This window comes from Tabrizicola sp., assembly GCF_016793705.1.
Classification (GTDB): Bacteria; Pseudomonadota; Alphaproteobacteria; order Rhodobacterales; family Rhodobacteraceae; genus Tabrizicola.
This window is the reverse complement of sequence record NZ_JAEULO010000045.1, coordinates 45,657-70,167: the sequence shown is the minus strand read 5'-3', so window position 1 is coordinate 70,167 and position 24,511 is coordinate 45,657. Positions and strand designations below refer to the sequence as shown.

Sequence of the window (24,511 nt, the reverse complement as noted above, 5' to 3'; positions counted from 1 at the left end):
CCGACGGCATCCGCTGCGTTGCGCCCGGTCAGGCTCACGCCTCAGCGGCGTTCGTCACCGCCGCCAGTTTGCCCCCCGGCCAGCGTTTCAGCACCCACCACAGGATCGCCGGGTTGACCGCCAGCGCGACCACCGTCAGCAGCACTCCCGGCCAGAGCCAGACCCCGCCCGTCAGCAGCAGCGCCGTCGCCAATGCCGCCAGCGGAAAGGTGAAGGCCCCCCACATCGCCGTCACACCGGCCTCCAGCAGCCAGCGGCCCGAAGCGACCAGCAGGATCGCATAGACGAGCCCCAGCCCCGCGAAGATTGCACCCGGTTCCGGCATCGCCAGCAGCCCCGCCACCGTGCCGAACAGCGCCGCCGGGGCCAGATGGATCGCGAGCAGGGGTCGCAGCGGTGCCGGGGGCACGGCGAGGGCGAACTGCCGCAGGCTCAGGGCCCAGATCGCCAGCGCCACCGGCAGGCAGGCCCAGAAGAGCGCAGCCGCCAGCCACCCCCATCCCAGCGCCAACGCCGGGGCGGCAGCCACGATGAAGCCCACGAAACTCAGGTGCAGCGTCGGGTTCACCGCCCGCGCCTCGCGTGGCAGGCCAAGAAGAAGTTGCACCAGAAGCACCACCAGTAGCGCATGCGCCGCCAGCGCCAGAATCAGCAGCACCGCCGCCGCCTGTGCGCTATAGGCGCCGGCCAACCCCGCCGCCGCCATGCCTCCCATGGTCAGCGCCGCCAGCCCCGACCGCCCCGGCAGAACCCGCAGGTCTTCCCGAACGACGCCCGGCCTCCGCGCCACCTTCACCGCATAGGCCACTGCCGCGAAGACCCAGAGCGCCACGGCAACTCCGGCCAGCAGGTCCCCCGGTCCGGCATCGAGGCCCAGCCGCCCCAACGCCAGCCGCACCGCCCCGGCAAGGCCCAGCAGGCCCAGGATCGGCGGAAAGACCGCCGGGGGCACCCTCGCGAAAAGCTTCGACCGCCGCGGCGGAAACTCCGGTGGAGGATAGCGCTTCGGTCGGGGCTCAAGGGTCATGCAGGTCTCCTGGCAGGCGTGAACAGGGGTAAGCCATGGCGAACGCCGGGACCCAAGTCCATGATCTTCCTCAAACCGCCAACCTGCCCGCGCGCGTGCGCCTCACTCTCGCAGCACCGGGAACCAGTCCTCTCTAAGCCGCTCGCCCGCCTGCATCCCATGCCCCGGAAACGGCGGCGAGGTCGGTCCCGGTCGTTCCACATAGCGCGCATCCTCGCCCACCAGCCGCAAGGAGAACGCCCGCCGCCGGGTCGTCGCGTTGTTGCCCCGCGCCCCGTGCAGGGTGCGGAAGTTGAACGCCACCGCATCGCCGGGTTCCATCTGCCATTCCCGGATGTCCATCCCCTCGGCCTCGGGGTCCGGGACCGCCATGTAGTCGTCCTCGCCCGGATAGAAGTTGGTCTCCGACATCCACCGCGTCGGCAGCACGTCCTTGGCCCAGAGATGCGACCCCGCCACGCAGCGCAGCGCCGCCTCCTTCACCGGGTCGAGCGGCGACCAGAAGCTCACCGTCTGCCGTCCCGCGACGAAGTAATACGGCCCGTCGGTATGCCAGGGGGTCGGCTTCGTCGTCCCCGGCTCCTTCACCAGCACATGATCGTGGAACATCTGCACCCGGTCCGACCGCATCAGCTTTGCGGCCACCTCCGCCACCGGGGACTGCCGGATCACTGCCGCGAATTCCGGCACTTTCTGCCAGTTGCAGTAGTCGTCGAAGAAATACCCCGGCTCCCCCGGTTTCAGCGTCGCCATCTGGTGCGTCGGGTTGGCCATGTTCCGTGCCACGCCCGCCCGCAGCATCTCCACCCAGTCGGCCCAGAGCCCCTTGACCAGCACCACCCCGTCGCGCTGGTAGGCCTCGACCATCTCTTCCGTCACCGTGACCATGGCATCCTCCCCTTTCCCGCCACCCTGACCCGGCGCGGGGCTCAGGGCAAGACCAGGCAGGTCGCCCCCAACCGCCTCAGCGTCGCCCCGGTCCCGAGCTTGAACCGCGCCAGCCCCGGTGCCCTGTCGCTGTCCAGCGAACCGAGGTCCAGCCAGTGCACGCCCTCGGTCCACAGGTCCTCCGCCGCCCGCACCAGCATCGGCTGATGCACCCCCGCCGCCCGCGCCACGTCCGAGCCCCAGCCCAGGTGATAGCTCGCCGATCCCCCATGCACGACGAAACACATCGCCGCCTGCATCACACCCGCCTGCCGCCACTCCCAGAGCCGCAGCGCGCCGGACGGCAGCGCCCGCGTGAACCCCCCTGGCAGCGCCCGGTAGCGCCGCTCCGCCCGCTGCACCGCCTCGGCCCGGATCAGCGCCTCCAGCGTCTCCGCATCGCCGCACCGGACGCGCAGCCCCGCCCGATCCGCCTGCCGCAAATGCCCCCGCCAGTTGCGCGCCATCCCCGCCCTCAGGTCCGGGCCCAGTTCCCAGACCGCATGGTGCATCGGCGTGACCAGCGGCACGAGGCCGAACCCGGCCACCTCATCCTCCGGCGTCACCAGCGTCACCCCCGGCCAAAGCGCCAGCCGCCGCAGCCCCGCGCGGTCCAGCCCCGCGATGCGCGAGATCAGCCGCAAACGCCCCCGTTCCACCGCCAGCACGCCTGCCTCCAGCCAGCGCACCCGTGCGCCGCAGGCTGCCACCGCCGCCGCATAGGGCGCGCTTTGCTGCAAGGGCAGGAAGGCCGCGGGTTCTCCGACATCGAACATGGCGGCGATTAACGCCCGCGAAAGCTTTCCATGTCCTTAATCCCGTCCATGAAACCCGTCTCGCTCAACAACTCCCCGGCCCCCAAGCCGCGCCTTACCCTCTGGGTCCCTGCCGCCCTCGCCATGGCGCTTTGCCTTCTCTGGCTCGGCCTTCTCGCCCTCCTCCCTGCGTAAGGCTTTGACGCCCTCCCGACCCCGGTCTATGGTCCCACGGTCCAAACCGCATTGAGCGCTGCCTGCCCATGAACCTCAAGGAACTCGCCCAGAAGCTTGCCCTGTCGCCGACCACGGTGTCGCGGGCGCTGAACGGCTACCCCGAGGTGAACGAGGCCACCCGCAGCCGGGTGATGGCGGCGGCCAAGGAACACAACTACCATCCGAACACCCGCGCCATCCGGCTGGCCACGGGCCGGGCGATGGCGGTGGGCCATGTCATCCCCATCGCGACAAGGCATGAGATCGTGAACCCGGTCTTCGCCGATTTCATCGCCGGCGCGGGCGAGACCTACAGCCGCAACGATTATGACATGCTCCTCTCCGTCGTGCCCGACGAGGAGGAGGAACAGACCTACCGCGCGATGAAGGTGAAAGGGAATGTCGACGGCGTCATCGTCCATTCCCCGCGCGAGAACGACCCCCGCATCCCTCTGTTGCGCGAAATCGGGCTGCCCTTCGTCGTCCATGGCCGCGCGACCGGGACCACGCTCCCCTATTCCTGGCTCGACGTGAACAACCGCCGCGCCTTCCTGCGCGCGACCGAATTCCTTCTGGACCTCGGCCACCGCCGCATCGCGCTGGTCAATGGCCTGGAATTCATGGATTTCGCCATCCGCCGCCGCCGGGGCTATGCCGAGGCGCTCGCGGCGCGCGGGCTGACCGCCGACCCCGCGCTCATGTCCTCCGACGAGATGAGCGAGGTCGCAGGCTTCCGCGCCGCCGAACGGATGCTGCGCCTGCCACGGCCCCCGACCGCCTTCCTCGCCGCCTCGATGATCTCCGGCATGGGCATCCGCCGCGCCGTCGAGGGCGCCGGGCTGGTGCTCGGCCGCGATGTCTCGCTCATCGTTTTCGACGACGATCTCAGCTACATGAAGAACGGCGAGGACAAGCCCATCTTTACCGCCATGCGTTCTTCGGTGCGCGAGGCCGGGCGGCTGGTGGCCGAACTTCTGCTCGACCGCATCGCCAATCCCGACCAGCAGCCTGCCGAACAGCTGCTCGAAGCCGAGCTGGTCGAGGGCGCCTCCACCGGCCCCGCCCCCGGGGGCTGACCCGAAGCGCTTTGATCCCTCTGGTGCGGGACGGCGTTTCCCCGTATCACCAACCGACCCCGAAGCGACGGAACCGGCCCATGACCCTTGCGATCCTTGCCGACATCGGCGGCACCAACACCCGCGTCGCCCTGGCCGAGGGCCGCCATGTCCGCATCGACTCGATCCGCCGCTTCCCGAACGCCGACTATCAGGCGCGCGGGCAGGACATCGCCCAGGTGCTGCGCGACTATCTGGACCAGACCGGGGCCTCGGTCTCGGGCGTCTGCGTCGCGGCGGCCGGGCCGGTGCAGGACGGTGTGGCGGAAATGACCAACCTCGCCTGGGTGATCGACGGCGAGAAGCTGATCCGGGCCACCGGCGCCGCGCGGGTGGCAATCCTGAACGACCTCCAGGCCCAGGGTCAGGCGCTTGGCCATATCCCGGCGGAGAATCTGCGGACGGTGCTGCCGGGGCCCGTGAAGCCCGGGGCAGCGATGCTGGTGGTCGGGCTTGGCACCGGGGTGAATGCCGCCCCCGTCCACCCGCTGCCGCAGGGACGGATCGTGCCGCCCTCGGAATGCGGCCATGTCAACATGCCGGTGCGGACCGAGGAGGATTTCCAGCTGGCCCGTTTCATCGAGGCCCGGCTGAAGGCCGAGGGCGAGGTTCCGCATGCCGGGGTCGAGGAAGTGCTGGCGGGTCGTGGACTGGCCAACCTGCACGCCTTCGCCGCCTATGCCGCAGGCCATCCGGCCAGCCTGACCTCGGCCGAGGTGCTTGCGGCGCTGGACGCGGGCGACGCGACCGCCGCCCATGCCGCGCGGCTTTATGTCCATATCCTCGGCCAGATGCTCTCCGACCTGGCGCTGATCCACCTGCCCTATGGCGGCATCTACCTGATCGGCGGCATGTCCCGGGCGATGACCCCGCATTTCGCTCGTTTCGGGCTGGAAGCTGCGTTTCGCGAGGACCGGCGCGTCGACCTCTTGCGCAAGGATTTCGCCGTCACCGTGGTCGAGGACGATTACGCCGCGCTGACCGGCTGCGCGGTCTATCTGAACAACGCCGCGTAAAGCCTTGATCAGATGGCAAGACGTCCCTTGATGAACTGAAGCGCCACGCCCAGGCCGTCGGGCGCGATGCCGTGGCCGGTGCCCTTCATCACATGGCCGAAGACCTGGAACCCCGCCGCCACCAGCGCATCGCCCGCGCTTGCCAGCTCGGCGAAGGGCACGACCGGGTCCTGGTCGCCATGCATGATCAGGATCGGCGGCTTGACCCGTGCTTCTGCGGCCAGCATCTCGGGTTGCAGAAGCCGGCCGGAGATCGCCACCACCCCGGCCACCGCAATGTCCCGACGCGGGGCGATGTGCAGGCTCATCATCGCGCCCTGGCTGAAACCGACCAGTACCAGCCGGTCGGGCGTCAGCCCCTCCTCTGCCAGTCGGGCATCCAGGAACGCGTTCAGATCCACTGTCGAAGCCTCGATCCCCGCCGCCGCCATCGCCTCGGTCGATCCGTCGAACAGCGGGATCGGGAACCATTGCCAGCCAAAGCCGCCCCCGGCGCAACGCTCCGGCGCATCCGGGGCAACGAAAGCCCCACCCGGCAGATGCGGGCCCAGCACGTCCGCAAGGCCCAGAAGATCGGCCCCGTCCGCGCCGTAGCCATGCAGGAAAACGACAAGCGCCGTGGCCTCGCCCTGCGCCGCACCCTTCCGGCCGAACTGCAACTCGCGCATCACATCACCCCTTCGCGTGCCTTCGCGACCCGGTAGTAGGCCCAAAGGATGCGCGCCGCAACCGACCGCCAGGGCGACCAGGCCTCCGCCATCTGGCGCAGCGCCTTGTCCGAGGGCCGCGCCTCCAGCCCGAAGAGCATCCGCGCCGCCTCCTGCAAGGCGAGATCCCCCGGCGCGAAGACATCCGCGCGCCCCAGTGCGAACATGGCGTAAATCTCCGCCGTCCAGACCCCGATCCCCGGAACCGCGACCAGCGCCTTCACCACATCCGCATCAGAAACACCGCGCAAGGCGTTGAAATCAATGCCAACCTGCGCCAGCGCCCGCCCGTAGCGCGCCTTCTGCCGCGACAGGCCCGCCGCACGCAGATCATCGTCCGTAGCCGCCGCCATCGTCGCGGCTTCGGTCAGCCCAGCCCCTTCCAGCCGCCCCCAGATCGCCCGCGCCGAGGCGACCGAAACCTGCTGCCCCACGATTGCGCGCAGAAGCGCCGCAAACCCGTCCTCCTCGCGCCTGAGAGGCAGGTCGCCCACCAGCGGCAAGGCCCGTGCAAAGGCAGGCTCCCGCCCGGCGAGCCAGTTCGCGCCCTCGGCCACGCAATCCAGCGATGTGATGATCCGCCCCACCATATTTTCTGTCTACAAATATCCCCGCCGGAGGCAACCGCCCTTTCCGCTTGCCGATCCCGATGGGTAGTTCTACCCATGCCGCATGACCAGCGACTCCACCGCCCGCCGCAACGTCCTCGTCCTCGTCGCCGCCCAGGCGATCCTCGGTGCGCAGCTGCCGATGATCTTCACCATCGCGGGACTTGCGGGCTCCAGCCTCGCCCCGAACATCTGCTGGGCCACACTGCCGGTGACGATGATGGTGGTCGGCTCGATGCTGACCGCCACGCCGATTTCGGCCCTCATGCAGCGCTATGGACGGCGGGCCGGATTCTTCTTCGGCGCGGCTGGCGGGGCGATAGGCGCGGTGATCGGCGCCTGGGGCCTTGCGACCAGCAGCTTCCTTCTGTTCTGCGTGGGTGCGCTTCTCTCCGGGGTCTATATGTCGGCCAACGGGTTCTACCGCTTCGCTGCCGTCGACACCGCCTCGGAAGCCTTCCGGCCCAAGGCGATCAGCTGGGTCATGGCAGGGGGGTTGCTCTCCGCCGTCGTCGGGCCCCAACTGGTGAAAGTCACCGCCGACGCCATGGCCGTGACCTTCCTCGGTTCCTACCTGACCGTCATCGTCCTGAACATTCTCGGCTCCTTCCTCTTTCTCGCCCTCGACATTCCGAAACCCAAGCCCGCCGCCGTGGGCAGCCCGCTCGGTCGCAGCCGGGGCGAGTTGATCCGCACCCCGGTGATCCTGGTCGCGATGATCTGCGCCACCGTCTCCTACGCGTTGATGAACCTCGTGATGACCTCCTCGCCGCTGGCCGTCGTCGGCTGCGGTTTCGACAAGGGCAATGCCGCCGACATCGTGACGGCGCATGTCCTGGCAATGTACGCGCCGTCGTTCTTCACCGGCCACCTGATCGCGCGCTTCGGCACCGAGCGGATCATCGCCCTCGGCCTGACCATTCTCGCCGCCGCCGGGGCGGTCGCCATGGCCGGGGTGCAGCTGGAGAATTTCTTCATCGCGCTGATGCTCCTCGGCCTCGGCTGGAACTTCGGCTTCATCGGCGCGACGACGATGCTGACCTCCGCCCAACGCCCCGAGGAACGCGGGCGGTTGCAGGGCCTGAACGACCTCGTGGTCTTCGGCGGCGTCACGCTGGCGAGCTTTTCCTCCGGCGGGCTGATGAACTGCTCCGGCGGCTCGGTTCAGGCCGGGTGGCAGATGGTGAACCTCGCCATGCTGCCCTTCCTGGTGCTGGCCGGCGGCGCGCTGATCTGGCTCTGGCTGCGGCCCGAGGCGCGCCGCGTCTGACGGGCCGCTCTTCGTCGCATTTCCGGCGCTCATCGCTGGCGACGAGAAGACGAAGTCGAACGAGGAGCCGCCGCTACCAGCGCCCCGTGACGGCCTGCCACATTAAGCCCCAGCGCTTCCGCGCCTCGGACAATTCGGGTGAGGATCGCCCGGCAACCACCTGACGCAAAAGCGCTTCCGTCTGCCACCCAGCCAGAAGCGCCGGGGCGACGTCCTTCGGCACGGACTTCCGTCCGGCCCGCGCTTCGGCCAGCTTATCCAGCCCGCGTGTCGCAAGGTCCTGTGCCGAGATGCTCGCTGGCAAAGGCTGCCGCCCTCGCGCCGCCAACTCCGGCACCGCGCGTATATACATAGCCGCCGAGCTGGCCCAGCCATAGGCGCGCACCGCAGCTTCCGCAGCATCCGGTGCGCCCAAAGCCCGGGCCGCCAACCACATCAGCCCGGCGCCGGTGTCTTCCAGATAGTCCGCCAGACCCTCCGCTCCCTCATGCGGGTCGCGGGCAATATCCCAGCGCCGGGCGGCGATCAACCGGTCCAGCACCTCCACCGGCAGGCCGAAATCCCGGATCAGCTCGTGCAGCGGCCCGGCCACTTCATGCGCCCTTGCCGCCCCCGACGCGGCGTTCTCCACCACCTCGCGCCACCATTGCAGCCGCATCTCGGCGATCAGCGGCTCCTGCGTCACCCAGGGGGCGCGGGCGACCTCCAGGTTGAAGGCATAAAGCGGGAAAAGCTGCGCCCGCGCCTCGACCGGGGCGGCCATCACCGCGCGGAACCGGTCTGGGTCGCCCCGTTCCACCAGCGCCGCGCAGGCGGCAACGCTCACTTCGGCGCTCCGATGTCGCGGATCAGCTTCCACTGGATCGCATCGAGCAGCGCCTCGAAGCTTGCGTCGACGATGTTCGCGCTGACCCCCACCGTCGACCAGCGGCGGCCCTGGCCGTCCTCGCTGTCGATGATGACCCGCGTCACCGCCTCGGTCCCGCCATTGGTGATGCGGACCTTGAAGTCCACCAGCTTCATGTCGTCGATGCAGGCCTGATAGGGCCCAAGGTCCTTGGCCAGCGCCTTCGACAATGCGTTCACCGGGCCGCGGTCGCTGCCTGCCTCGTCCATGCTGTCCGAGACAGACATCATCTTCTGCTCGCCGATCTTCACCACCACCACCGCTTCGGAAAGCGAGATCATCCGATCGTACTTGTTCTTCCGCCGCTCCACCGTGACGCGGTAGCGCTTGACCTCGAAGAATTCCGGGCAGAGGCCCAGCTCGCGCCGCGCGACCAGCTCGAACGACGCCTGCGCGCCGTCATAGGCATAGCCCTGATCCTCGCGTTCCTTGATCACCTCGATGATCCGGCCGAGGCGGGCGTCCTTCGGATCGACCGCGATCCCCGCCGCCTCGAGCCGCGCGCGCAGGTTCGACTGTCCCGCCTGGTTCGACATCGGGATGACCCGCTCGTTGCCGACGAGGGCCGGGGCGATATGCTCGTAGGTCGTCGGGTCCTTCAGGATCGCGCTGGCATGGAGCCCCGCCTTGTGGGCGAAGGCTGAGGCCCCGACATAAGGCGCGCTGCGCAGGGGGACGCGGTTCAGGATGTCGTCGAGCATCCGGCTGGTCTTCAAAAGCCCCGCCAGAGCCTCGCGGGTGACGCCGGTGTCGAAGCGGCTGGCGTAGGGCTCCTTGAGGAGGAGCGTCGGGATCAGCGTCGTCAGGTTGGCATTGCCGCAGCGCTCGCCGAGGCCGTTGAGCGTGCCCTGGATCTGCCGGGCGCCTGCCTCGACCGCCGCCAGCGAGTTCGCCACCGCATTGCCGGTGTCGTCGTGGCAGTGGATGCCAAGCCGGTCGCCGGGGATGCCGGAAGCGATCACCTCTGCGGTGACGCGGCCGACCTCGGCGGGCAGTGTGCCGCCGTTGGTGTCGCAGAGGACGACCCAGCGGGCACCGGCGTCGAGGGCGGCCTTCAGGCAGGAGAGGGCGTAGCCGGGGTTGGCGCGGTAGCCGTCGAAGAAATGCTCGGCATCGAACAGGGCTTCGCGTCCCCTCGCGACGAGGTGGCGGATGGAACTGGCGATGGCCTCGCGGTTCTCGTCGAGGGCGACGTTCAGGGCGGTGGTGACGTGGAATTCGTGGGTCTTGCCGACCAGACAGACGGCGGAGGTGCCTGCGTTCAGGACGGCGGCGAGGACGTCGTCATTCTCGGCGGATCTTCCCACCCGGCGGGTCATGCCGAAGGCGGTGAGGGTGGCTTTCGTCTCCGGGGGGGCGGCGAAGAAGTCGCTGTCGGTCGGGTTCGCGCCGGGCCAGCCGCCCTCGATGTAGTCCACGCCCAGCCGGTCGAGGGCGCGGGCGATCTGGGCCTTCTCGGCGGTGGAGAACTGGACGCCCTGGGTCTGCTGGCCGTCGCGCAGCGTGGTGTCGAAGAGGAAGAGGCGGTCGCGGGTCATGGGCGTGTCCACGGTGGACAGAAATTTCGGGTGAGCGATTTCAAGGGGTTGGTCGCGCGCGTTAGGGTGGGCTTAACCACGGTCGAAGCAAAGTCGCAAAATCCTTCGAAGGATTTTGGCAAATTTCTTCGAAGAAATTTGCGGCGCGTGAGAGGCGTCATTGCAGCGCCTCCAGCCGGGCCAGAGCCGCTACTCTCTCCTCCCTCTCGGCCAACGAGATCATATCTGGGTTTTCGTAACGGACTTCCCAATGCTGCGCTGTCTTTTGGGTCACGCGAACGCCCAAACCCAGCAGAGCATCGCGAATTTGGTCTGCGCGCTGCCAGTCTTTCTGATCACGATAATTTGCCCACGCTTGTGCGAGTCGCTTGATCAATGCCCGTACTTCTTCGCTGAAGTCGTCTTGCGTTGGCCAGTCTCCCAGTTTGTTTGTAAGTAATCCAAGCAGATGCGCAGAAGCCGCCAACGAGGGAGCATCCCCACTCTTCGCCAACTCATGCAACACGGCTATCGCGCCTGCCGTGTTGAGATCGTCTGACAGGGCCGCGATCACACGATGATCTGCTTCGCTAGGCTTCACGCCGGTGACGAACTTGCGCCACTTCATCAAAGTTTTTTGTGCTTCAGCTGCCTTCTCGGCCGTCCAGTCCATCGGGCTGCGGTAGTGCGTCATCAGCAGGACAAACCGGATCACCTCACCCGGGATGCCCTGGTCCAGCAGATCGCGCACGGTGAAGAAGTTGCCCAGGCTCTTGGACATCTTCTTCCCCTCGACCTGCAACATCTCGTTGTGCAGCCAGTAGTGCGCGAAATCGCCGTGGGGGTGGGCGCAGGCGCTCTGGGCGATCTCGTTCTCATGGTGCGGGAATTGCAGGTCCAAGCCCCCGCCATGGATGTCGAAGCTCTCGCCCAGCAACTCTTGCGCCATCGCCGAGCATTCGATGTGCCAGCCGGGGCGACCCCTGCCCCAGGGGCTGTCCCAGCCCGGCTCCTCACCCGAGGACGGCTTCCACAGCACGAAATCCATCGGGTCTTCCTTGAAGGGCGCGACCTCGACCCGCGCGCCCGCGATCATGTCGTCGACCGAGCGACCCGACAACTTGCCGTAGTCCTTGTAGGACCGGACGCGGAAGAGCACATGGCCTTCAACGGCATAGGCGTGGCCGGAGGCGATCAGCCCTTCGGTCATCGCGATCATCTGGGCGATGAATTCCGTCGCGCGCGGCTCGACAGTGGGCCGCAGCGCCCCAAGGGCGTCCATGTCGGCGTGATACCAGGCGATCGTCTCCTCGGTGCGCTCATGGATCAGCTCTTCCAGCGTCCCCGGAGCCCCGGCCTTCTGCCGCCGCAGCGCCTCGGCGTTGATCTTGTCGTCGACGTCGGTGAAGTTCCTGACATAGGTCACATGCCCCTCGCCGTAGACATGGCGCAGCAGCCGGAAGAGCATGTCGAACACCACCACCGGCCGGGCGTTGCCGAGGTGCGCGCGGTCATAGACGGTGGGGCCGCAGACATACATCCGCACGTTTTCCGGGTCGATGGGGACGAAGTCCTCCTTCTTCCGGGTCTTCGAATTGGTCAGGCGGATCGTCACCATGTCAGTCGTCCCAAGCGTGCGCTATCACCCCGCGCGGGACCGGCTTTTCATCCAAGGGGAATGACGAAGCGCCCGCGCGACCGAAGTCAGCGGGTAATGCAGCAGATGCGGAGGTTGCGCAATGTCGTCATGGGTGTAGGACATACATCAGCCCCCGACCTCCGCCAAGGGAATTCCGCCATGCAGGACCGCGCCTTCGTCAACGCCTTCTGCGGCAGCTTTCCGGGCGCCGCAGTCAGCCAGCCTTTCGGGCCGGAGCATGATTGCTGGAAGGTCGGCAGCAAGATGTTCGCGATCATCGGCCAGATGGGCGACGGGGTGTCGGTCAAGACCGACCATGTCGAGACCGCTCGGCTGTTGATCGAGACCGGCCGCGCGATCCGCGCGCCCTATCTTCATGCCTCCTGGGCAAGGATTCCCTTCGGGCGGGTGACGGATGACGAGCTGCGCGAACGCATCGCCACCTCTTATGCGCTGATCCGGGCGGGCCTGCCGAAGAAGGTGCAGGCCGCGCTGGGATGAGCCGCGCCCCGCCCTTCCCTGCCCAGGCCTTCAGTCGCCCTGGCGGGTGAAGCTGCCCCGGTTGTCCGGCCCGAGCCCCAGCCAGCCGGCCACGGTCGCCGCGACATGGTTGGTGATCATCGACTTCTGGGTGATGCCCTTGCGGCGGGCTTCCTTCATCCGGGCGCCCGACCAGGCCGGGGTTTCTGCGCGGATCGCGGTGGCGGGTAGAAGCACCTCGCCCGTGCGGGCATCCAGCACCTGCGCGGTGAAGTCGACGTTGTGGACGCCCCAGTCGCTGTTCGACAGTTCCGCCTCGAAGGTCAGGGCGTGGAAACGGGTCACGGTGATCGAAATGATCACCGGACGCGAGCCGCGCAAGCCCTGGGCGCCGCGCAGGACGGCGGCCTGGATGATCTTGCCGACCTGGGCATGGCGGTCGCCAAGCGGGTCCTCGCGCCAGACGATGTCGGCGCGGGGCAAGAGCGTCTTCGCCTCGGACACCACCAGCGTCTTCGGCACCGAAACCCGCACCTCGGCCAGGCGCCAGGATTTCGCCAGGTCGGCGGGGACCGGCGTGTAGTCGGTCTCGAACTTGCCGCCCCCCCCGACGCAGGCGGACAAGAGCAGGACCGAGAGGCCCAGAAGAGCGGAACGGCGGTGCAGTGTCATGGGACCTCTCACAGGATCGGACTTGGGTTTTGTCCAGCATAGCCTTAACGAGATCCGATGGCGGGAAAAAGGAACTTGCGTGGCGGCAAGAGGGTGGAACCTTGCCAGAGTGCACAGGACTGAAGTAATTAACACGTTAACAAAACAGGGGTGAAGGATGGACCACGAAGGCTTGCGGCACTGGTCGAAACGGGCGGCGGACTGGGCGGCGGAGTACCACGCAACCTTGCGCAACCGTCCGGTCAGGGCGCCGCTGGTGCCAGGCGCGGTGGCCCGGCAGCTGCCCCCTGCCCCGCCCGAGGCCGCCGAAGCCATGGAGGCGATCTGGGCCGATTTCGAGCGGATCGTGCCGGATGGCATGACCCATTGGCAGCACCCCCGCTTCTTCGCCTATTTCCCCGCGAATGCCGCCCCGGCCTCGATGCTGGCGGAGCAGCTGGTCAATGCGATGGCCTGCAATGCCTTGATCTGGCAGACCTCGCCCGCCGCGACCGAGGTGGAGCAGGTGATGGTCGACTGGCTGCGCCAGGCCTTGGGCCTGCCGGAAGGGTTTGTCGGCACGATCCACGATTCGGCGACCAACGCGACACTGTCCGCCGTGCTGACCATGCGCGAGCAGGCCCTGGCGTGGAAGGGACTGGACGAGGGGCTGTCTGGCATGCCGGTTCTGCGCTTCTACGCCAGTGCCGAGACGCATTCCTCGGTCGACAAGGCGATAAGGGTGGCAGGCGTAGGGCAGCAGAACCTGGTCAAGGTGGCGACGGATGCCGACAGGGCGATGACCGGCGCGGCGCTTGCGGCGGCGATCGAGGCGGACCGCTCTGCGGGGTTGCGGCCCGCGGGAGTGATCCTCTGCGCTGGTGGGACCAGCGTGGGCGCCTTCGACCGGATCGGCGAGTGCATCGCCGCGGCGAAGGCCGCGGGCCTGCCGGTCCATGTCGACGCGGCCTGGGCGGGCAGCGCGATGATCTGCCCGGAGTTCCGCGATCTGTGGGCGGGCGTCGAGGGGGCGGAGTCCATCGTCTTCAACCCACACAAATGGCTGGGCGCGCAGTTCGACTGTTCCATCCAGTTCCTGAAGGACCCGGGCGCCCAGGTGCGCACGCTGGGCCTGCGGCCGACCTACCTGGAGACGGCGGGGCGCGAGGAGATCGTCAATTTCAACGAATGGACGGTGCCGCTCGGCCGCCGGTTCCGGGCGTTGAAGCTGTGGTTCGTCCTGCGGGCCTACGGGCTGGAGGGCCTGCGGGAGCGGATTCGGAATCACGTCGCCTGGGCGCTGACCGCGCGCGACCAGCTGGCGGCACTGCCGGGGGTGCGAATCGTGACCGAGCCGCGCCTCTCGCTCTTCAGCTTCGCTTTGGAAACAGATGCGGCCACGGAACGGCTTTTGCAGCGGATCAACGACGATGGCCGGATCTACCTGACGCAGACCCGGGTGGACGGGCGCTTTGCGATAAGGGTGCAGGTCGGATCATTTGACTGTTGCGAGGAAGATGTCATGCTGATCGCAAAGACAGTTAAAGAAATGCTTGCATCATGTTCCTCAGAGTATTTGCCGTCGCGCTGACGCTTGCCGCGCCCGCGTTTTCCGAAGATCTTCCCGCCCCGCTCAGCGACACGCTGTCCGATTTCGCCGATGTGCTGGACGCCACCGAGGAGGGTCGGATCACCCGCCTTCTGACCGACACGCGCGCGGCGACCGGGGTGCAGATGGTGGTCGTCACCGTTCCCGGCCTTGCGGCAGAGGGCGGCGCGGGCATGACCATCGAGAGCTATGGCAAGGCGCTGTTCAACGCCTGGGGCGTTGGCGGGGCCGAGCGCAACGATGGTATCCTTCTCCTCCTCGACACGCAGGCGCGAGAGGCCCGGATCGCGCTGGGGTCCGGCTATGACCCCGTCTATGACGGGCGCGCGGCGCGGGTCTTGTCCACTGCCGTCCTGCTCCCCCTGCGCGACGGGCGGTTCGCCGCCGGGATCGAGGCCGGGGTCGCCTCGGCCCGCGACCGGCTGATCACGCCGTTCCTTGCCGGCCAGCCGGTGACGTTGACCGACGGCTTCGAGTCAGAAGCTGAGGACAACGGGTCGGGGGCCGGCACGGCGCTTCTGGGCTTCGGCGCCATCGCCGGACTGGCAGGTTTCGGCATCTGGCGCGGCCGTCGCGCGAACCGGACCTGCCCGAACTGCGGCGCCCAGACGCTCGAGCGCTCGCGCGAGGTGATCCAGCAGCCAACTCGGCAGGAGACCGGCCTCGGGATGCAGCACCTGACCTGCTCGGCCTGCGGGTTTTCCGACCACAAGTCCTATCCGATCAGCTTCAACAGCCGCGATGCCCGCCGGGACAAGAATTTCGGCAGCCAGAATCGCGACCGCGGCAGCCGGGGCGGCGGCTTCGGCGGGGGCCGGTCCTCGGGCGGGGGCGCGACAGGAAAGTGGTAGGAAAATCAGCTTTCCGGGCGGCAATCTTCACGGCCTGCGCGGCCACCTCCGCCGGGGCAGAAAGCCCGCAAGACCAGATGTTCCCCGGCCCCGGCAGCTGCTATGCACGCAGCTATAGCGAGGACCATCTCGCAAAACACCCGGCCCAACGGGTCACGCGCATCGCGATCAGCCCGGATTTCTCCATCGCCGACCCGTTGCTGGGCGTCCATCTGACACTTCGCCTGCGCGGTGTACCTGGCGGCGCATTCGAAGCCTTTGGCTATTGCGAGAATGAGGGCGGAGACACGCTTTATTGCGGGATGGAAGGCGATGCCGGGGGATTCGCGATCACCCCTGCGAAGAATGGCGCGATCCTGATCAAGGTCTCGAGCCTTGGCATGTCGTTCGAGAACGAAACCGGATTCGCCACGCTCGAGCGCAATTCCGGCGATGACCGCAGCTTCCTGTTGCAGCCGGTCGCCTGCCGGTAGGGATGCGGCGCGGGGGGAGCCGCGCCGCAAAAGCCCTGATCAGAACCGAAGTCCGACCTTGGCCTTGATCGTGGTCGCGTCGAAATCAACGCCCGAGGCATCGAAGTCGTCGAAGTTGTGCTGCAGAACCTCGCCGCCCACGGTCCAGCGATCATTCACGGCGTAGTCGAAGCCCAGGCCGTAGACCAGACCGTTGTCCGAAAGATCCGCCCCGCCGACGCTGGCCTTTGCCTGGGCAGCGCCGAGCGTACCGTAGACCAGGCTGTTGCCGATCTCGCGGCCGGCCATCAGTTTCAGCGCGGCAACGCTGTCAAGCTCGTCGCCAGCTGCGGCACCGAGGTCGATCTTGGCCTTGTCCCAGGACAATTCGCCGCCGGCAACCCAGTTGCCCAGATCCCAGCGGTAGCCTGCATGGACACCACCGAGCCAGCCGTTGCCATCAAGGCCCGCACCGTTCGAATCGACGTCGCCATAGCCGAGCTGGGCACCAACATAGGCACCGGTCCAGTCGAGGCCCGGAGCGACATAGGGTTCAGCGGCGGGAACGATGACCGGCTCCTCGGCGACGGCAACAGGGCCGCCCGCGAAGGCGGGGGCGGTCAGGGTGGCGGTAGCGATCAATGCTGCGATAGTTTTCATTTCTGTCTCCTTGTTCTGGCCGACGAAAACCTTCGATCAACCGGAACGGTTCCAGTCGGCTCGGCTAGGGAATGGGGAGTGTTGCGCCCCTGCACAATGGCTCCTCACGCGCGCTTGATGACCCGTGTCCGGTGCGCGCGAGGATGCGCCGAGGAACCCGGGCGCTTTGGGCAAGGCCCCGCTTGTTCCCGCCGCTCAGGCGCGGTCGGCCAAATCCAGCCATTCGGATTCGGCGGCGTCGAGCGCAGTTTGCCGCTCGGCCAGCGCCTCGGTCGCCTTGCGGAATTTCACCGGCTCGCGAGTGAAGAGGCCGGGGTCGGCAAGAAGCGCGGTCAGCTTGCCGATCTCGGCTTCCAGCCGGGCGATCAGCTCGGGCAGGTCGTCGAGGCGCTTCTTCTCGGTGAAGGAAAGACCGCCGGGTTTCGCGGCCGGTTCCGGTTTTGCGGCTGTCACCACCGGGGCCTTCGGCGCGGATTTCGCCGGGGGTTCCACCGGCGCGGGGCGTTGCGCGGCATAGTCCGACCAGCCGCCAGGATAGACCTGCGCCCTGCCCCCGCCCTCCATCGCCACCGTCGCGGTGGCGATCCGGTCGATGAAATCGCGGTCGTGGCTGACGACCAGCACCGTGCCGTCATAGTCGCCCAGAATGTCCTGCAACAGGTCCAGCGTCTCGACATCGAGGTCGTTGGTCGGTTCGTCGAGAATCAGAAGGTTCGAGGGTTGCGCCATCAGCTTGGCCAGCAAGAGCCGCGCACGTTCGCCGCCGGAAAGGCTGCGCACCGGGGCGCGGGCCTGTCTTTCGTCGAAGAGGAAATCCTTGAGATAGGCCACCACATGCTTCGGCGTGCCGCGTACCATGACCTGATCCGAACTGCCCGAGACGCGCATCAGCGGATCGACGGTCAGGTTGTCCCAGAGGCTCGCGTCGAGGTCGAGCCTCGTGCGGGTCTGGTCGAAGACCGCGATCTCCAGGTTGGTCCCCAGTGTGACGGCCCCGGAATCCGGTTGAACTTCGCCGGTCAACATCTTGAGAAGCGTGGTTTTCCCCACGCCGTTCGGCCCGACGAAGGCCACCCGGTCGCCGCGCAATACGCGCAGGTCGAAGCCCTTGACGATCTGCTTGTCGCCATAGGCCTTGGTCAGGCCCTGCGCCTCGATGACCTTCTTGCCCGAGGTCGGCCCTGCGTCCAGCGCAAAGGCCGCCGTGCCCTGCCGCCGGATCTGCGCGCTGCGCTCGGCCCGCAGCGCCTGAAGCGCGCGGACGCGGCCCATGTTGCGCTTCCTGCGCGCGCTGATGCCTTCCACCGCCCATTTCGCCTCGGCCTTGATCTTGCGGTCAAGCTTGTGGCGGGCCTCGTCCTCCTCGGCCCAGACCGTCTCGCGCCAGTCCTCGAACCCCTCGAAGCCCGCTTCCCGGCGGCGCACCTCGCCGCGGTCGATCCAGAGCGTCGCCTTCGATAAGGCCCGCAGGAAGGCGCGGTCGTGTGAGATGAGGACGAAGGCGGCGCGGGTTTCCAGCAGCTCGCGCTCCAGCCATTCGATCGCCTGGATGTCGAGATGGTTGGTCGGCTCGTCCAAGAGCATCAGCTCCGGCGCCTCGGCCAGAAGCTTGGCCAGTGCGGCGCGGCGGCGTTCCCCTCCGCTGGCGGTGGCGACGGGGGTTGTGGGGTCGAACTTCAGCCCCTCGGCCACCACGGCGAGGCGGTAGTCCTGCCCCTCCGGCAGGTTCGAGGCCGCGAAATCGCCGAGCGTGGCGAAGCGCGTCAGGTCCGGCTCCTGCTCCATATAGCCCACGGTCACGCCGGGGGGGACGGTGCGGGTCCCGTGGTCGGGCTCCACCAACCCCGCCATCACCTTCATCAGCGTCGACTTGCCCGACCCGTTGCGCCCCACCAGCGCTATGCGGTCGCCGGGCTGGACGGTGAGCGACAGGTCGTCGAAAACCGGATTGCCGCCGAAGGTCAGGGAAATGCCGGAAAGCTGGAGAAGGGGTGCGCGTGCCATGGCGGCGAGGTAGAGGGGGATTTGACCGGCGTCAACGTTCCGTCATGAAGCGCATGGCAGAAGCGGGCAAACGGAGAAGATCATGGCACCCTTGGACGGCATCCTCATCCTGGACCTCACGCACGTGCTGGCGGGACCCTTCTGCACGCAGAGCCTGCAGGAGCTGGGCGCGCGGGTGATCAAGGTTGAACGGCCGGGAACGGGCGACGACACACGCGCGTTTCCGCCCTTCGTCGCTGGGGAAAGCGCCTATTTCGCCACGTTGAACGCGGGCAAGCAGTCCATCGCGCTGGACCTGAAGGCGCCAGCCGACCGGGCGATCTTCGAGCGGCTGGTCGCGCGGGCGGATGTGCTGGTGGAGAACTACCGCCCCGGCGTGATGGCGCGGCTGGGCTACGGCTGGGAGGTGCTTCACGCGCGACACCCGCGGCTGGTCTATGCTGCGGTCTCGGGCTTCGGGCAGACCGGGCCGGATGCCCAGAAGCCCGCCTATGACATGGTGGTGCAGGCGCGCGGCGGGGTGATGTCGATCACCGGGGAGTCCGCCGGGCCGCCGGTGCGGGTGGGGGCGTCGATCGGCGACATCGTGGCGGGGATGTATCTGGCGCAGGGCGTGCTGGCGGCGCTGTACCAGCGCGAAAGGACCGGCGAGGGCGCCTTCATCGACGTGGCGATGCTGGATTCGCAGCTGGCGATTCAGGAGCACGCGCTGGCCATCGCCTCGGCGACCGGCATTGCCCCCGGCCCGACCGGCGCGCGGCATCCGACGATCACCCCCTTCGCCACCTTCCGCGCGGCGGACGGGTTCGTGGTGATCGCCGCCGGGAATGACGCGATGTTCGGCAGGTTGTGCGCCGTGCTGGGCCTGGAGATCGCTGCCGATCCGCGTTTTGCGACCAACGCCGCGCGCTGCGAGAACCATGCGCTCTTGAAGCGGATGATCGAGACGGTGACGCTGGGCCATCCCGTCGCGCATTGGCTGGCGGTGCTGGATGCTGCGGGCCTTCCGACCGCACGGGTGCAGGACATGGTCGAGGTTCTGGCCGACCCGCAGCTTCACGCCCGCAACATGGTGCTGCCGGTCGCGCCGCAGCCCGGTGGCCCCGCCTTCACCGCGCCGGGCAACCCGATCAAGATGTCCACCCTGCCCGAAAAGGCCGCCCTGCCCCCGGCCCCGCGCCTCGACGGCGACCGGGCGGCGATCCTCGACTGGCTGGACCGGAGCTGAAGCCCGGCGATTTTCCGCAGACACCGCCGCGACAGGCCTGCTATGCAGAGACCATGCCCTATCGCACCCTCGACCCCGACATGATCCTCGCCACCGCCGAGCGGCTGGAGCACCGGATCGCCGACCGCTTCCCCGGACGCGGCCTGTCGCGGGTCGCCGCCGAGATCACCGCGCTCTGCCGCAGCGTGCGGGCCGAAGTGGCGGCCCTCGCCCCGCCGATCCTGTGGCTGCGGGTGGTTCTGGTGCTGGTCATCCTTGGCGGCGGCGCCATCTTCCTCTGGGTCGGCTCCATCGTGCCCTTGAACCAGGTCGGCCGCCAGGCCTTCGCCTCGGTCGAGGGGGTGGAGGCGGCGATCAACACGGCCCTCCTCGCCACGCTGGGCCTGATGGCGCTGGTCCGGCTTGAGGCGCGGGTCAAGCGGCAGCGGGTGGCGCGGGGCCTGCACCAGCTCCGCTCGGTCATCCATGTCATCGACATGTACCAGCTGACCAAGGACCCCGCCGGTCTGGCCCCCGATCTTCCGCCCGGCGAGCCCGCGCCCCGCCGCGAGATGGATGAAGCCGAGATGTCGCGCTATCTCGACTATTGCACCGAGCTTCTCGCGATCACCGGCAAGCTGGCGGCGCTTTATTCCCAGGCGGTGCCGGACGAAGGCGTCGCCAGCGCGGTCAACGACATCGAGCTGCTGGGCGCCAGCCTGTCGCGCAAGATCTGGCAGAAGATCACGCTGATCGACCCGCAGCCCGCCCGAAGAAAGAAGCCGGTGCCGGAATAGGTGCCGCATCTGCCGCTTCCGGTCCTTGCAACCGGCCCGGCGCGGTTTACAACCGCCGAACGCAGGACGACCAGGCCCGGATCCCACCATGACCGATGATGCACTCGTGATCTTCACCCCCTCGGGCAAGCGGGGGCGTTTCGCGCTCGGGACGCCCGTCCTGACCGCCGCGCGGCAGCTGGGTGTAGACCTCGATTCGGTCTGCGGCGGGCGCGGCATCTGTTCCAAATGCCAGATCACGCCGGGCTATGGCGAATTCCCCAAGCATGGCGTCACGGTCGACGAAGACGCGCTGACCGAATGGAACGCGGTCGAGGACCGCTACAAGCGCATCCGCGGCCTGCCGCCCGGACGCCGCCTTGGCTGCCAGGCCCGGGTGATGGGTGACGTGGTCATCGACGTGCCGCCGGAGAGCCAGGTCCACAAGCAGGTCATCCGCAAGTCGGCGACCGAGCGGGTCATGGTGATGGACCCGGCCACCCGCGCCGTCTATGTCGAGGTCGAGGAACCCGACATGCACGAGCCGACTGGCGATTTCGAGCGGCTGGCCCGTGCGCTGGCGGCGCAATGGCAGGTCGAGGAGATCGCAGCCGACCTGTCGGTGCTGCGCCGCTTGCAGCCGGTCCTGCGCAAGGGCGAATGGAAGGTGACCGTGGTCCTGCACAAGGGCAACCACGACACGGTGACGCGGGTGCTGGACATCTTTCCCGGCTTCCACGAAGGCCCGCTTCTGGGCCTCGCGGTCGACCTCGGATCGACCACCATCGCGGCCCATCTCTGCGACCTGACCGATGGCAAGGTGCTGGCCTCGTCCGGCCTGATGAACCCGCAGATCCGCTTCGGCGAAGACCTGATGTCCCGCGTCAGCTATGCGATGATGAACCCCGGCGGCGATGTGGAGATGACCGGCGCGGTGCGCGAGGCGATCAATTCGCTGGCCAGTCAGATCGCCAAGGACGCCAAGGTCGACCCCGCGCTGATCTACGAGATGGTCATCGTCTGCAACCCGGTGATGCACCACCTGTTCCTTGGCGTCGATCCGGTGGAACTGGGTCAGGCGCCCTTCGCGCTGGCGACCTCGGGTTCCCTGTCGCTGGACGCGCGCGACCTGGACCTGACCAACCTCAATCGTTCCGCCCGCGTCTATGTGCTACCCTGCATCGCGGGCCATGTCGGGGCCGATTGCGCGGCGGTGGCGCTGTCGGAAGAGCCGAACAAATCCAAGGACATGGTGCTGATCGTTGATGTGGGCACCAATGCCGAGATCCTGCTTGGCAACGAAAAGCGGGTGCTGGCCTGTTCCTCGCCCACCGGCCCGGCCTTCGAGGGCGCGCAGATCTCCTCCGGCCAGCGCGCGGCGCCGGGCGCCATCGAGAGGGTGGAGATCGACCCGGTGACGAAGGAGCCGCGCTTCCGGGTGATCGGATCGGATCTCTGGTCGGACGATCCGGGCTTTGCCAAGGCGACCAAGTCCAGCGGGATCACCGGTATCTGCGGTTCCGGCATCATCGAGGCGGTGGCCGAGATGCGGCTGGCCGGGCTGGTCGATCCCGGCGGGCTGATCGGCGGGCCGGAGCAGACCGGGTCGCTGCGGTGTGAGCCGCATGGCCGGACCTTCGGCTATCTCCTCCACGATGGCAGCGCCGAGGGCGGGCCGCGCATCGCCGTGCTGCAAGGCGACATCCGGGCGATCCAGCTGGCGAAATCGGCGCTCTACGCCGGGGCGCGGCTCTTGATGGACGAGATGGGGGTCGAGACCGTGGACCGCGTGACGCTGGCCGGGGCCTTCGGCGCGCATATCAGCCCCAAACACGCGATGGTGCTGGGAATGATCCCCGATGTGCCCCTGGAGAAGGTCACAAGCGCCGGGAACGCCGCGGGGACGGGTGCGCGGATCGCGCTCTGCAACGTGGCGGCGCGGAACCAGATCGAGGCCACGGTGCACGACATCCACAAGGTCGAGACCGCGATCGAGCCGCGCTTCCAGGAGCATTTCGTCAACGCCAACGCGATCCCGCATGCGGTCGATCCGTTTCCGAACCTGCGACAGATCGTTCAGCTTCCCGAGGTCAGCTTCAACCCGAAGGCCTCGGGCGAAGAGGGCGGACGCAGGCGCCGTCGGGGCTGACCAAAGCCAACCTTGACGCGCAAGCGCTTGCACTTGCGTCGAAAATCCGTAACGTCTGGCGCATGGATGATCCTGTCGCCGATCTGATCGCGAAATGCGCGGCCCAAGACCGGGCGGCCTTCCGTGCGCTCTACCGCGACAGCTCGGCGAAACTCATGGGCGTGCTGTTGCGTATGCTCAAGGAACGCGCCGAGGCGGAGGATGCCTTGCAGGAGGTCTTTACACGGGTATGGCTGCGCGCCGGTCGCTATGATCCGGCGAAGGGCCGGGGCATGACCTGGCTGATCGCCATCGCCCGCAACCTTGCCATCGACCGGCTGCGCGCCCGGCCGGAAGCCGCTTCGGACGACGGGCTGGATACGGTGCAGGACAACGCCCCCCGTGCCGAAACCCGGCTCGTCGCGCAGGGCGAGGCGCGGCGGATGGCCGACTGCTTCGACCGGCTCGAACCTGACCGGGCCGAGGCGGTGCGGGGCGCCTATCTGAACGGGCTGTCCTATCTCGACCTCGCCGCGCGCCACGCGGTGCCCTTGAACACGATGCGGACCTGGCTGCGCAGGAGCCTCCTGAAGCTGAAGGAGTGTCTGGAGACATGACCGACGCTCCGCTCACCCCGCATGAGGCCGAAGACGCGCTCGCCGCCGAATATGTGCTGGGCGTGCTGGACCTTGCCGAACGGGCCGAGGCCGAAGCGCGGATGAAGCGCGACCCTGCCTTTGCCGCGCAGGTCGCGGAATGGGAGGTCAGGCTTGGCGGGCTGAACGAAGGTTTTGCCGAGGCTCCTGCCCCCGACCTTCTGCCGCAGATCGAGGCGCGGCTCTTTCCAAAGGTGCAACGGCGCCGGCGTGGCGGGGTCCTGGGCTGGCTTGCGGGGGCCGGTGTCGCGGCGGTGCTGGCGCTGGCCTCGATCGCCACCCTGGCCCCGCCGCGGCCCGAGCTGGTCGCGACGCTGACCACCGCCGACCACCGCCTTGCCTATGCCGTCACCCATTTCGGCGAAACCCTGCAGGTGACGCGGGTCGCCGGGGTTCCGGCCGTCGCGGGCCAGGTGCACGAGCTTTGGATCATCGCGCCCGACACCAATCCGGTCTCGCTCGGGCTTCTGGAAGACAAGCCACTGGTCGTCACCTATCCGACCCCGCCTGACGGCTTCGTCTTCGCCGTCACCGTCGAGCCCGCAGGCGGTGCCCCCGGCGGTGTCGCGACCGGCCCGATCATCCTGACCGCCACGGTCGGCGACGCCACCTGATCACAGAAGCGTGATCCCGGCCTTCGGCTGAAACTTCGCCGGAATCCCTCTCGTTCCTTCGGATGTGAGGCGGGAATGACCCCGCCCTTAACCCGAAGGGAGAATCCGATGAAAACCTTGAAACTTGCCACCGCGATCCTGGCGCTCACCACCGGCATGGCGCTGGCCGAAAACCCGATGGTCGGCGGCGCCGCGATGTATGAGGACAAGAACATCGTCGAGAACGCGGTCAACTCGGCCGATCACACCACGCTTGTCGCCGCCGTGCAGGCCGCGGGCCTGGTCGAGACGCTGCAGGGCGACGGCCCCTTCACCGTCTTCGCGCCGACGAACGAGGCCTTCGCCAAGCTGCCCGCCGGCACGGTCGAGACGCTGCTGAAGCCCGAGAACAAGGACCAGCTGGTGAAGATCCTGACCTGCCACGTCGTCGCGGCCAATGCGATGGCGGCGGATGTGAGCAAGATGGTGATGGATGACGGCGGTGCCCACACCGTCAAGACCGTCGGCGGCTGCGAGTTCACCGCGATGGAAAAGGACGGCAAGATCATGATCAAGGACGGCCAGGGCAACGTGGCCAACGTCACCATCGCCGACGTCAAGCAGAAGAACGGCGTGATCCATGTGATCGACACGGTGCTTCTGCCCGCGATGTGATCCGCCGCAGCCACTATCGGGCCTCGGGGTGGTCCCTCATCCCCTGACCCGGACCTGTTGCCGTG

At 67.9% G+C, this 24,511-nt stretch carries 25 protein-coding genes; 14 read left to right on the top strand and 11 right to left on the bottom strand.

The genetic code is table 11. The features are described 5' to 3' along the window. Positions 1-34: 34 nt before the first annotated feature. The 3 genes from JNJ68_RS12940 to JNJ68_RS12930 all read right to left on the bottom strand — a co-directional run bounded on the left by JNJ68_RS12940 (position 35) and on the right by JNJ68_RS12930 (position 2,730). Positions 35-1,027, bottom strand: coding sequence for a tellurium resistance protein (locus JNJ68_RS12940; protein WP_294982793.1), 993 nt, complete (start codon positions 1,025-1,027; stop codon positions 35-37). 102 nt (positions 1,028-1,129) lie between these two features. Next, positions 1,130-1,915 carry a phytanoyl-CoA dioxygenase family protein gene (locus tag JNJ68_RS12935; protein ID WP_294982792.1) on the bottom strand — a complete coding sequence of 262 codons (786 nt, stop codon included), beginning with the start codon at positions 1,913-1,915 and terminating at the stop codon, positions 1,130-1,132. A gap of 41 nt (positions 1,916-1,956) precedes the next feature. Further along, a complete protein-coding gene (locus JNJ68_RS12930) occupies positions 1,957-2,730 on the bottom strand; it encodes a GNAT family N-acetyltransferase (protein WP_294982791.1) in 774 nt (257 codons plus the stop codon). A gap of 48 nt (positions 2,731-2,778) precedes the next feature. Between JNJ68_RS12930 and JNJ68_RS12925 the strand changes: the two genes are divergently transcribed. The 3 genes from JNJ68_RS12925 (at position 2,779) to JNJ68_RS12915 (ending at position 5,056) form a co-directional block, all read left to right on the top strand. Beyond that, positions 2,779-2,904, top strand: a complete 126-nt coding sequence (locus tag JNJ68_RS12925; RefSeq protein ID WP_294982790.1) for a hypothetical protein — start codon at positions 2,779-2,781, stop codon at positions 2,902-2,904. A gap of 68 nt (positions 2,905-2,972) precedes the next feature. Then, entirely contained in the window at positions 2,973-4,001 is a 1,029-nt protein-coding gene (locus JNJ68_RS12920) for a substrate-binding domain-containing protein (RefSeq protein ID WP_294982789.1), read from the top strand. Between the two features lie 80 nt (positions 4,002-4,081). Continuing rightward, positions 4,082-5,056, top strand: a complete 975-nt coding sequence (locus JNJ68_RS12915) for an ROK family protein (protein ID WP_294982788.1) — start codon at positions 4,082-4,084, stop codon at positions 5,054-5,056. 8 nt (positions 5,057-5,064) lie between these two features. Here the strand turns inward: JNJ68_RS12915 and JNJ68_RS12910 are convergent, their stop codons facing one another. Together JNJ68_RS12910 and JNJ68_RS12905 are read right to left on the bottom strand one after the other, a co-directional pair. Continuing rightward, entirely contained in the window at positions 5,065-5,727 is a 663-nt protein-coding gene (locus tag JNJ68_RS12910; RefSeq protein ID WP_294982787.1) for an alpha/beta fold hydrolase, read from the bottom strand. Then, the gene (locus JNJ68_RS12905) at positions 5,724-6,353 is read right to left on the bottom strand and encodes a DNA-3-methyladenine glycosylase 2 family protein (protein WP_294982786.1); all 630 of its coding nucleotides are present in this window, start codon (positions 6,351-6,353) and stop codon (positions 5,724-5,726) included. The genes JNJ68_RS12910 and JNJ68_RS12905 overlap by 4 nt, the downstream gene beginning before the upstream one ends. Positions 6,354-6,435: 82 nt before the next feature. Here JNJ68_RS12905 and JNJ68_RS12900 point away from each other — a divergent pair, with 82 nt between their 5' ends. Next, positions 6,436-7,641 carry an MFS transporter gene (locus JNJ68_RS12900; protein ID WP_294982785.1) on the top strand — a complete coding sequence of 402 codons (1,206 nt, stop codon included), beginning with the start codon at positions 6,436-6,438 and terminating at the stop codon, positions 7,639-7,641. Between the two features lie 73 nt (positions 7,642-7,714). Here JNJ68_RS12900 and JNJ68_RS12895 read toward each other — a convergent pair whose 3' ends face one another. From JNJ68_RS12895 to cysS, 3 genes are all read right to left on the bottom strand, one after another. Further along, positions 7,715-8,467, bottom strand: coding sequence for a squalene/phytoene synthase family protein (locus tag JNJ68_RS12895; protein ID WP_294982784.1), 753 nt, complete (start codon positions 8,465-8,467; stop codon positions 7,715-7,717). Beyond that, positions 8,464-10,086 carry a citramalate synthase gene (gene cimA / locus JNJ68_RS12890; protein ID WP_294982783.1) on the bottom strand — a complete coding sequence of 541 codons (1,623 nt, stop codon included), beginning with the start codon at positions 10,084-10,086 and terminating at the stop codon, positions 8,464-8,466. Before cimA ends, JNJ68_RS12895 begins: the two co-directional genes overlap by 4 nt. Positions 10,087-10,243: 157 nt before the next feature. After that, positions 10,244-11,683 carry a cysteine--tRNA ligase gene (cysS, locus tag JNJ68_RS12885; RefSeq protein WP_294982782.1) on the bottom strand — a complete coding sequence of 480 codons (1,440 nt, stop codon included), beginning with the start codon at positions 11,681-11,683 and terminating at the stop codon, positions 10,244-10,246. Positions 11,684-11,863: 180 nt separating this feature from the next. Here cysS and JNJ68_RS12880 point away from each other — a divergent pair, with 180 nt between their 5' ends. Next, entirely contained in the window at positions 11,864-12,205 is a 342-nt protein-coding gene (locus JNJ68_RS12880; protein ID WP_294982781.1) for an MmcQ/YjbR family DNA-binding protein, read from the top strand. A gap of 30 nt (positions 12,206-12,235) precedes the next feature. On the opposite strand, the gene JNJ68_RS12875 is transcribed toward JNJ68_RS12880, so the two are convergent. Then, entirely contained in the window at positions 12,236-12,856 is a 621-nt protein-coding gene (locus JNJ68_RS12875) for a DUF6778 family protein (protein WP_294982780.1), read from the bottom strand. Positions 12,857-13,013: 157 nt separating this feature from the next. Here JNJ68_RS12875 and JNJ68_RS12870 point away from each other — a divergent pair, with 157 nt between their 5' ends. From JNJ68_RS12870 to JNJ68_RS12860, 3 genes are all read left to right on the top strand, one after another. Further along, positions 13,014-14,426, top strand: coding sequence for a pyridoxal-dependent decarboxylase (locus JNJ68_RS12870; protein WP_294982779.1), 1,413 nt, complete (start codon positions 13,014-13,016; stop codon positions 14,424-14,426). After that, entirely contained in the window at positions 14,396-15,295 is a 900-nt protein-coding gene (locus JNJ68_RS12865) for a TPM domain-containing protein (RefSeq protein ID WP_294982778.1), read from the top strand. Before JNJ68_RS12870 ends, JNJ68_RS12865 begins: the two co-directional genes overlap by 31 nt. A gap of 77 nt (positions 15,296-15,372) precedes the next feature. Beyond that, on the top strand, positions 15,373-15,768 hold the full coding sequence (locus JNJ68_RS12860; RefSeq protein WP_294982777.1) for a hypothetical protein: 396 nt from the start codon (positions 15,373-15,375) through the stop codon (positions 15,766-15,768). 39 nt (positions 15,769-15,807) lie between these two features. Here the strand turns inward: JNJ68_RS12860 and JNJ68_RS12855 are convergent, their stop codons facing one another. Both JNJ68_RS12855 and JNJ68_RS12850 read right to left on the bottom strand, forming a co-directional pair. Next, complete coding sequence (locus JNJ68_RS12855) at positions 15,808-16,407, bottom strand: porin family protein (RefSeq protein WP_294982776.1); 600 nt, start codon at positions 16,405-16,407, stop codon at positions 15,808-15,810. A gap of 195 nt (positions 16,408-16,602) precedes the next feature. Further along, positions 16,603-18,411, bottom strand: coding sequence for an ATP-binding cassette domain-containing protein (locus tag JNJ68_RS12850; RefSeq protein ID WP_294982775.1), 1,809 nt, complete (start codon positions 18,409-18,411; stop codon positions 16,603-16,605). 79 nt (positions 18,412-18,490) lie between these two features. On the opposite strand from JNJ68_RS12850, the gene JNJ68_RS12845 reads away from it, so the two are divergent. The 6 genes from JNJ68_RS12845 (at position 18,491) to JNJ68_RS12820 (ending at position 24,446) form a co-directional block, all read left to right on the top strand. Next, positions 18,491-19,639: a CoA transferase gene (locus JNJ68_RS12845; protein WP_294982815.1), complete on the top strand. Its 1,149-nt coding sequence runs from the start codon at positions 18,491-18,493 to the stop codon at positions 19,637-19,639. 53 nt (positions 19,640-19,692) lie between these two features. Next, complete coding sequence (locus JNJ68_RS12840) at positions 19,693-20,415, top strand: hypothetical protein (RefSeq protein WP_294982774.1); 723 nt, start codon at positions 19,693-19,695, stop codon at positions 20,413-20,415. An 88-nt stretch (positions 20,416-20,503) separates the two neighbouring features. Then, positions 20,504-22,543 (top strand): ASKHA domain-containing protein, encoded by a 2,040-nt coding sequence (locus JNJ68_RS12835; RefSeq protein ID WP_294982773.1) that lies wholly within the window; start codon positions 20,504-20,506, stop codon positions 22,541-22,543. Positions 22,544-22,605: 62 nt separating this feature from the next. Then, complete coding sequence (locus tag JNJ68_RS12830; RefSeq protein ID WP_294982772.1) at positions 22,606-23,139, top strand: sigma-70 family RNA polymerase sigma factor; 534 nt, start codon at positions 22,606-22,608, stop codon at positions 23,137-23,139. Next, positions 23,136-23,792, top strand: a complete 657-nt coding sequence (locus JNJ68_RS12825) for an anti-sigma factor (protein WP_294982771.1) — start codon at positions 23,136-23,138, stop codon at positions 23,790-23,792. The genes JNJ68_RS12830 and JNJ68_RS12825 overlap by 4 nt, the downstream gene beginning before the upstream one ends. Before the next feature lie 108 nt (positions 23,793-23,900). Continuing rightward, a complete protein-coding gene (locus JNJ68_RS12820) occupies positions 23,901-24,446 on the top strand; it encodes a fasciclin domain-containing protein (RefSeq protein ID WP_294982770.1) in 546 nt (181 codons plus the stop codon). Positions 24,447-24,511 lie beyond the last annotated feature (65 nt).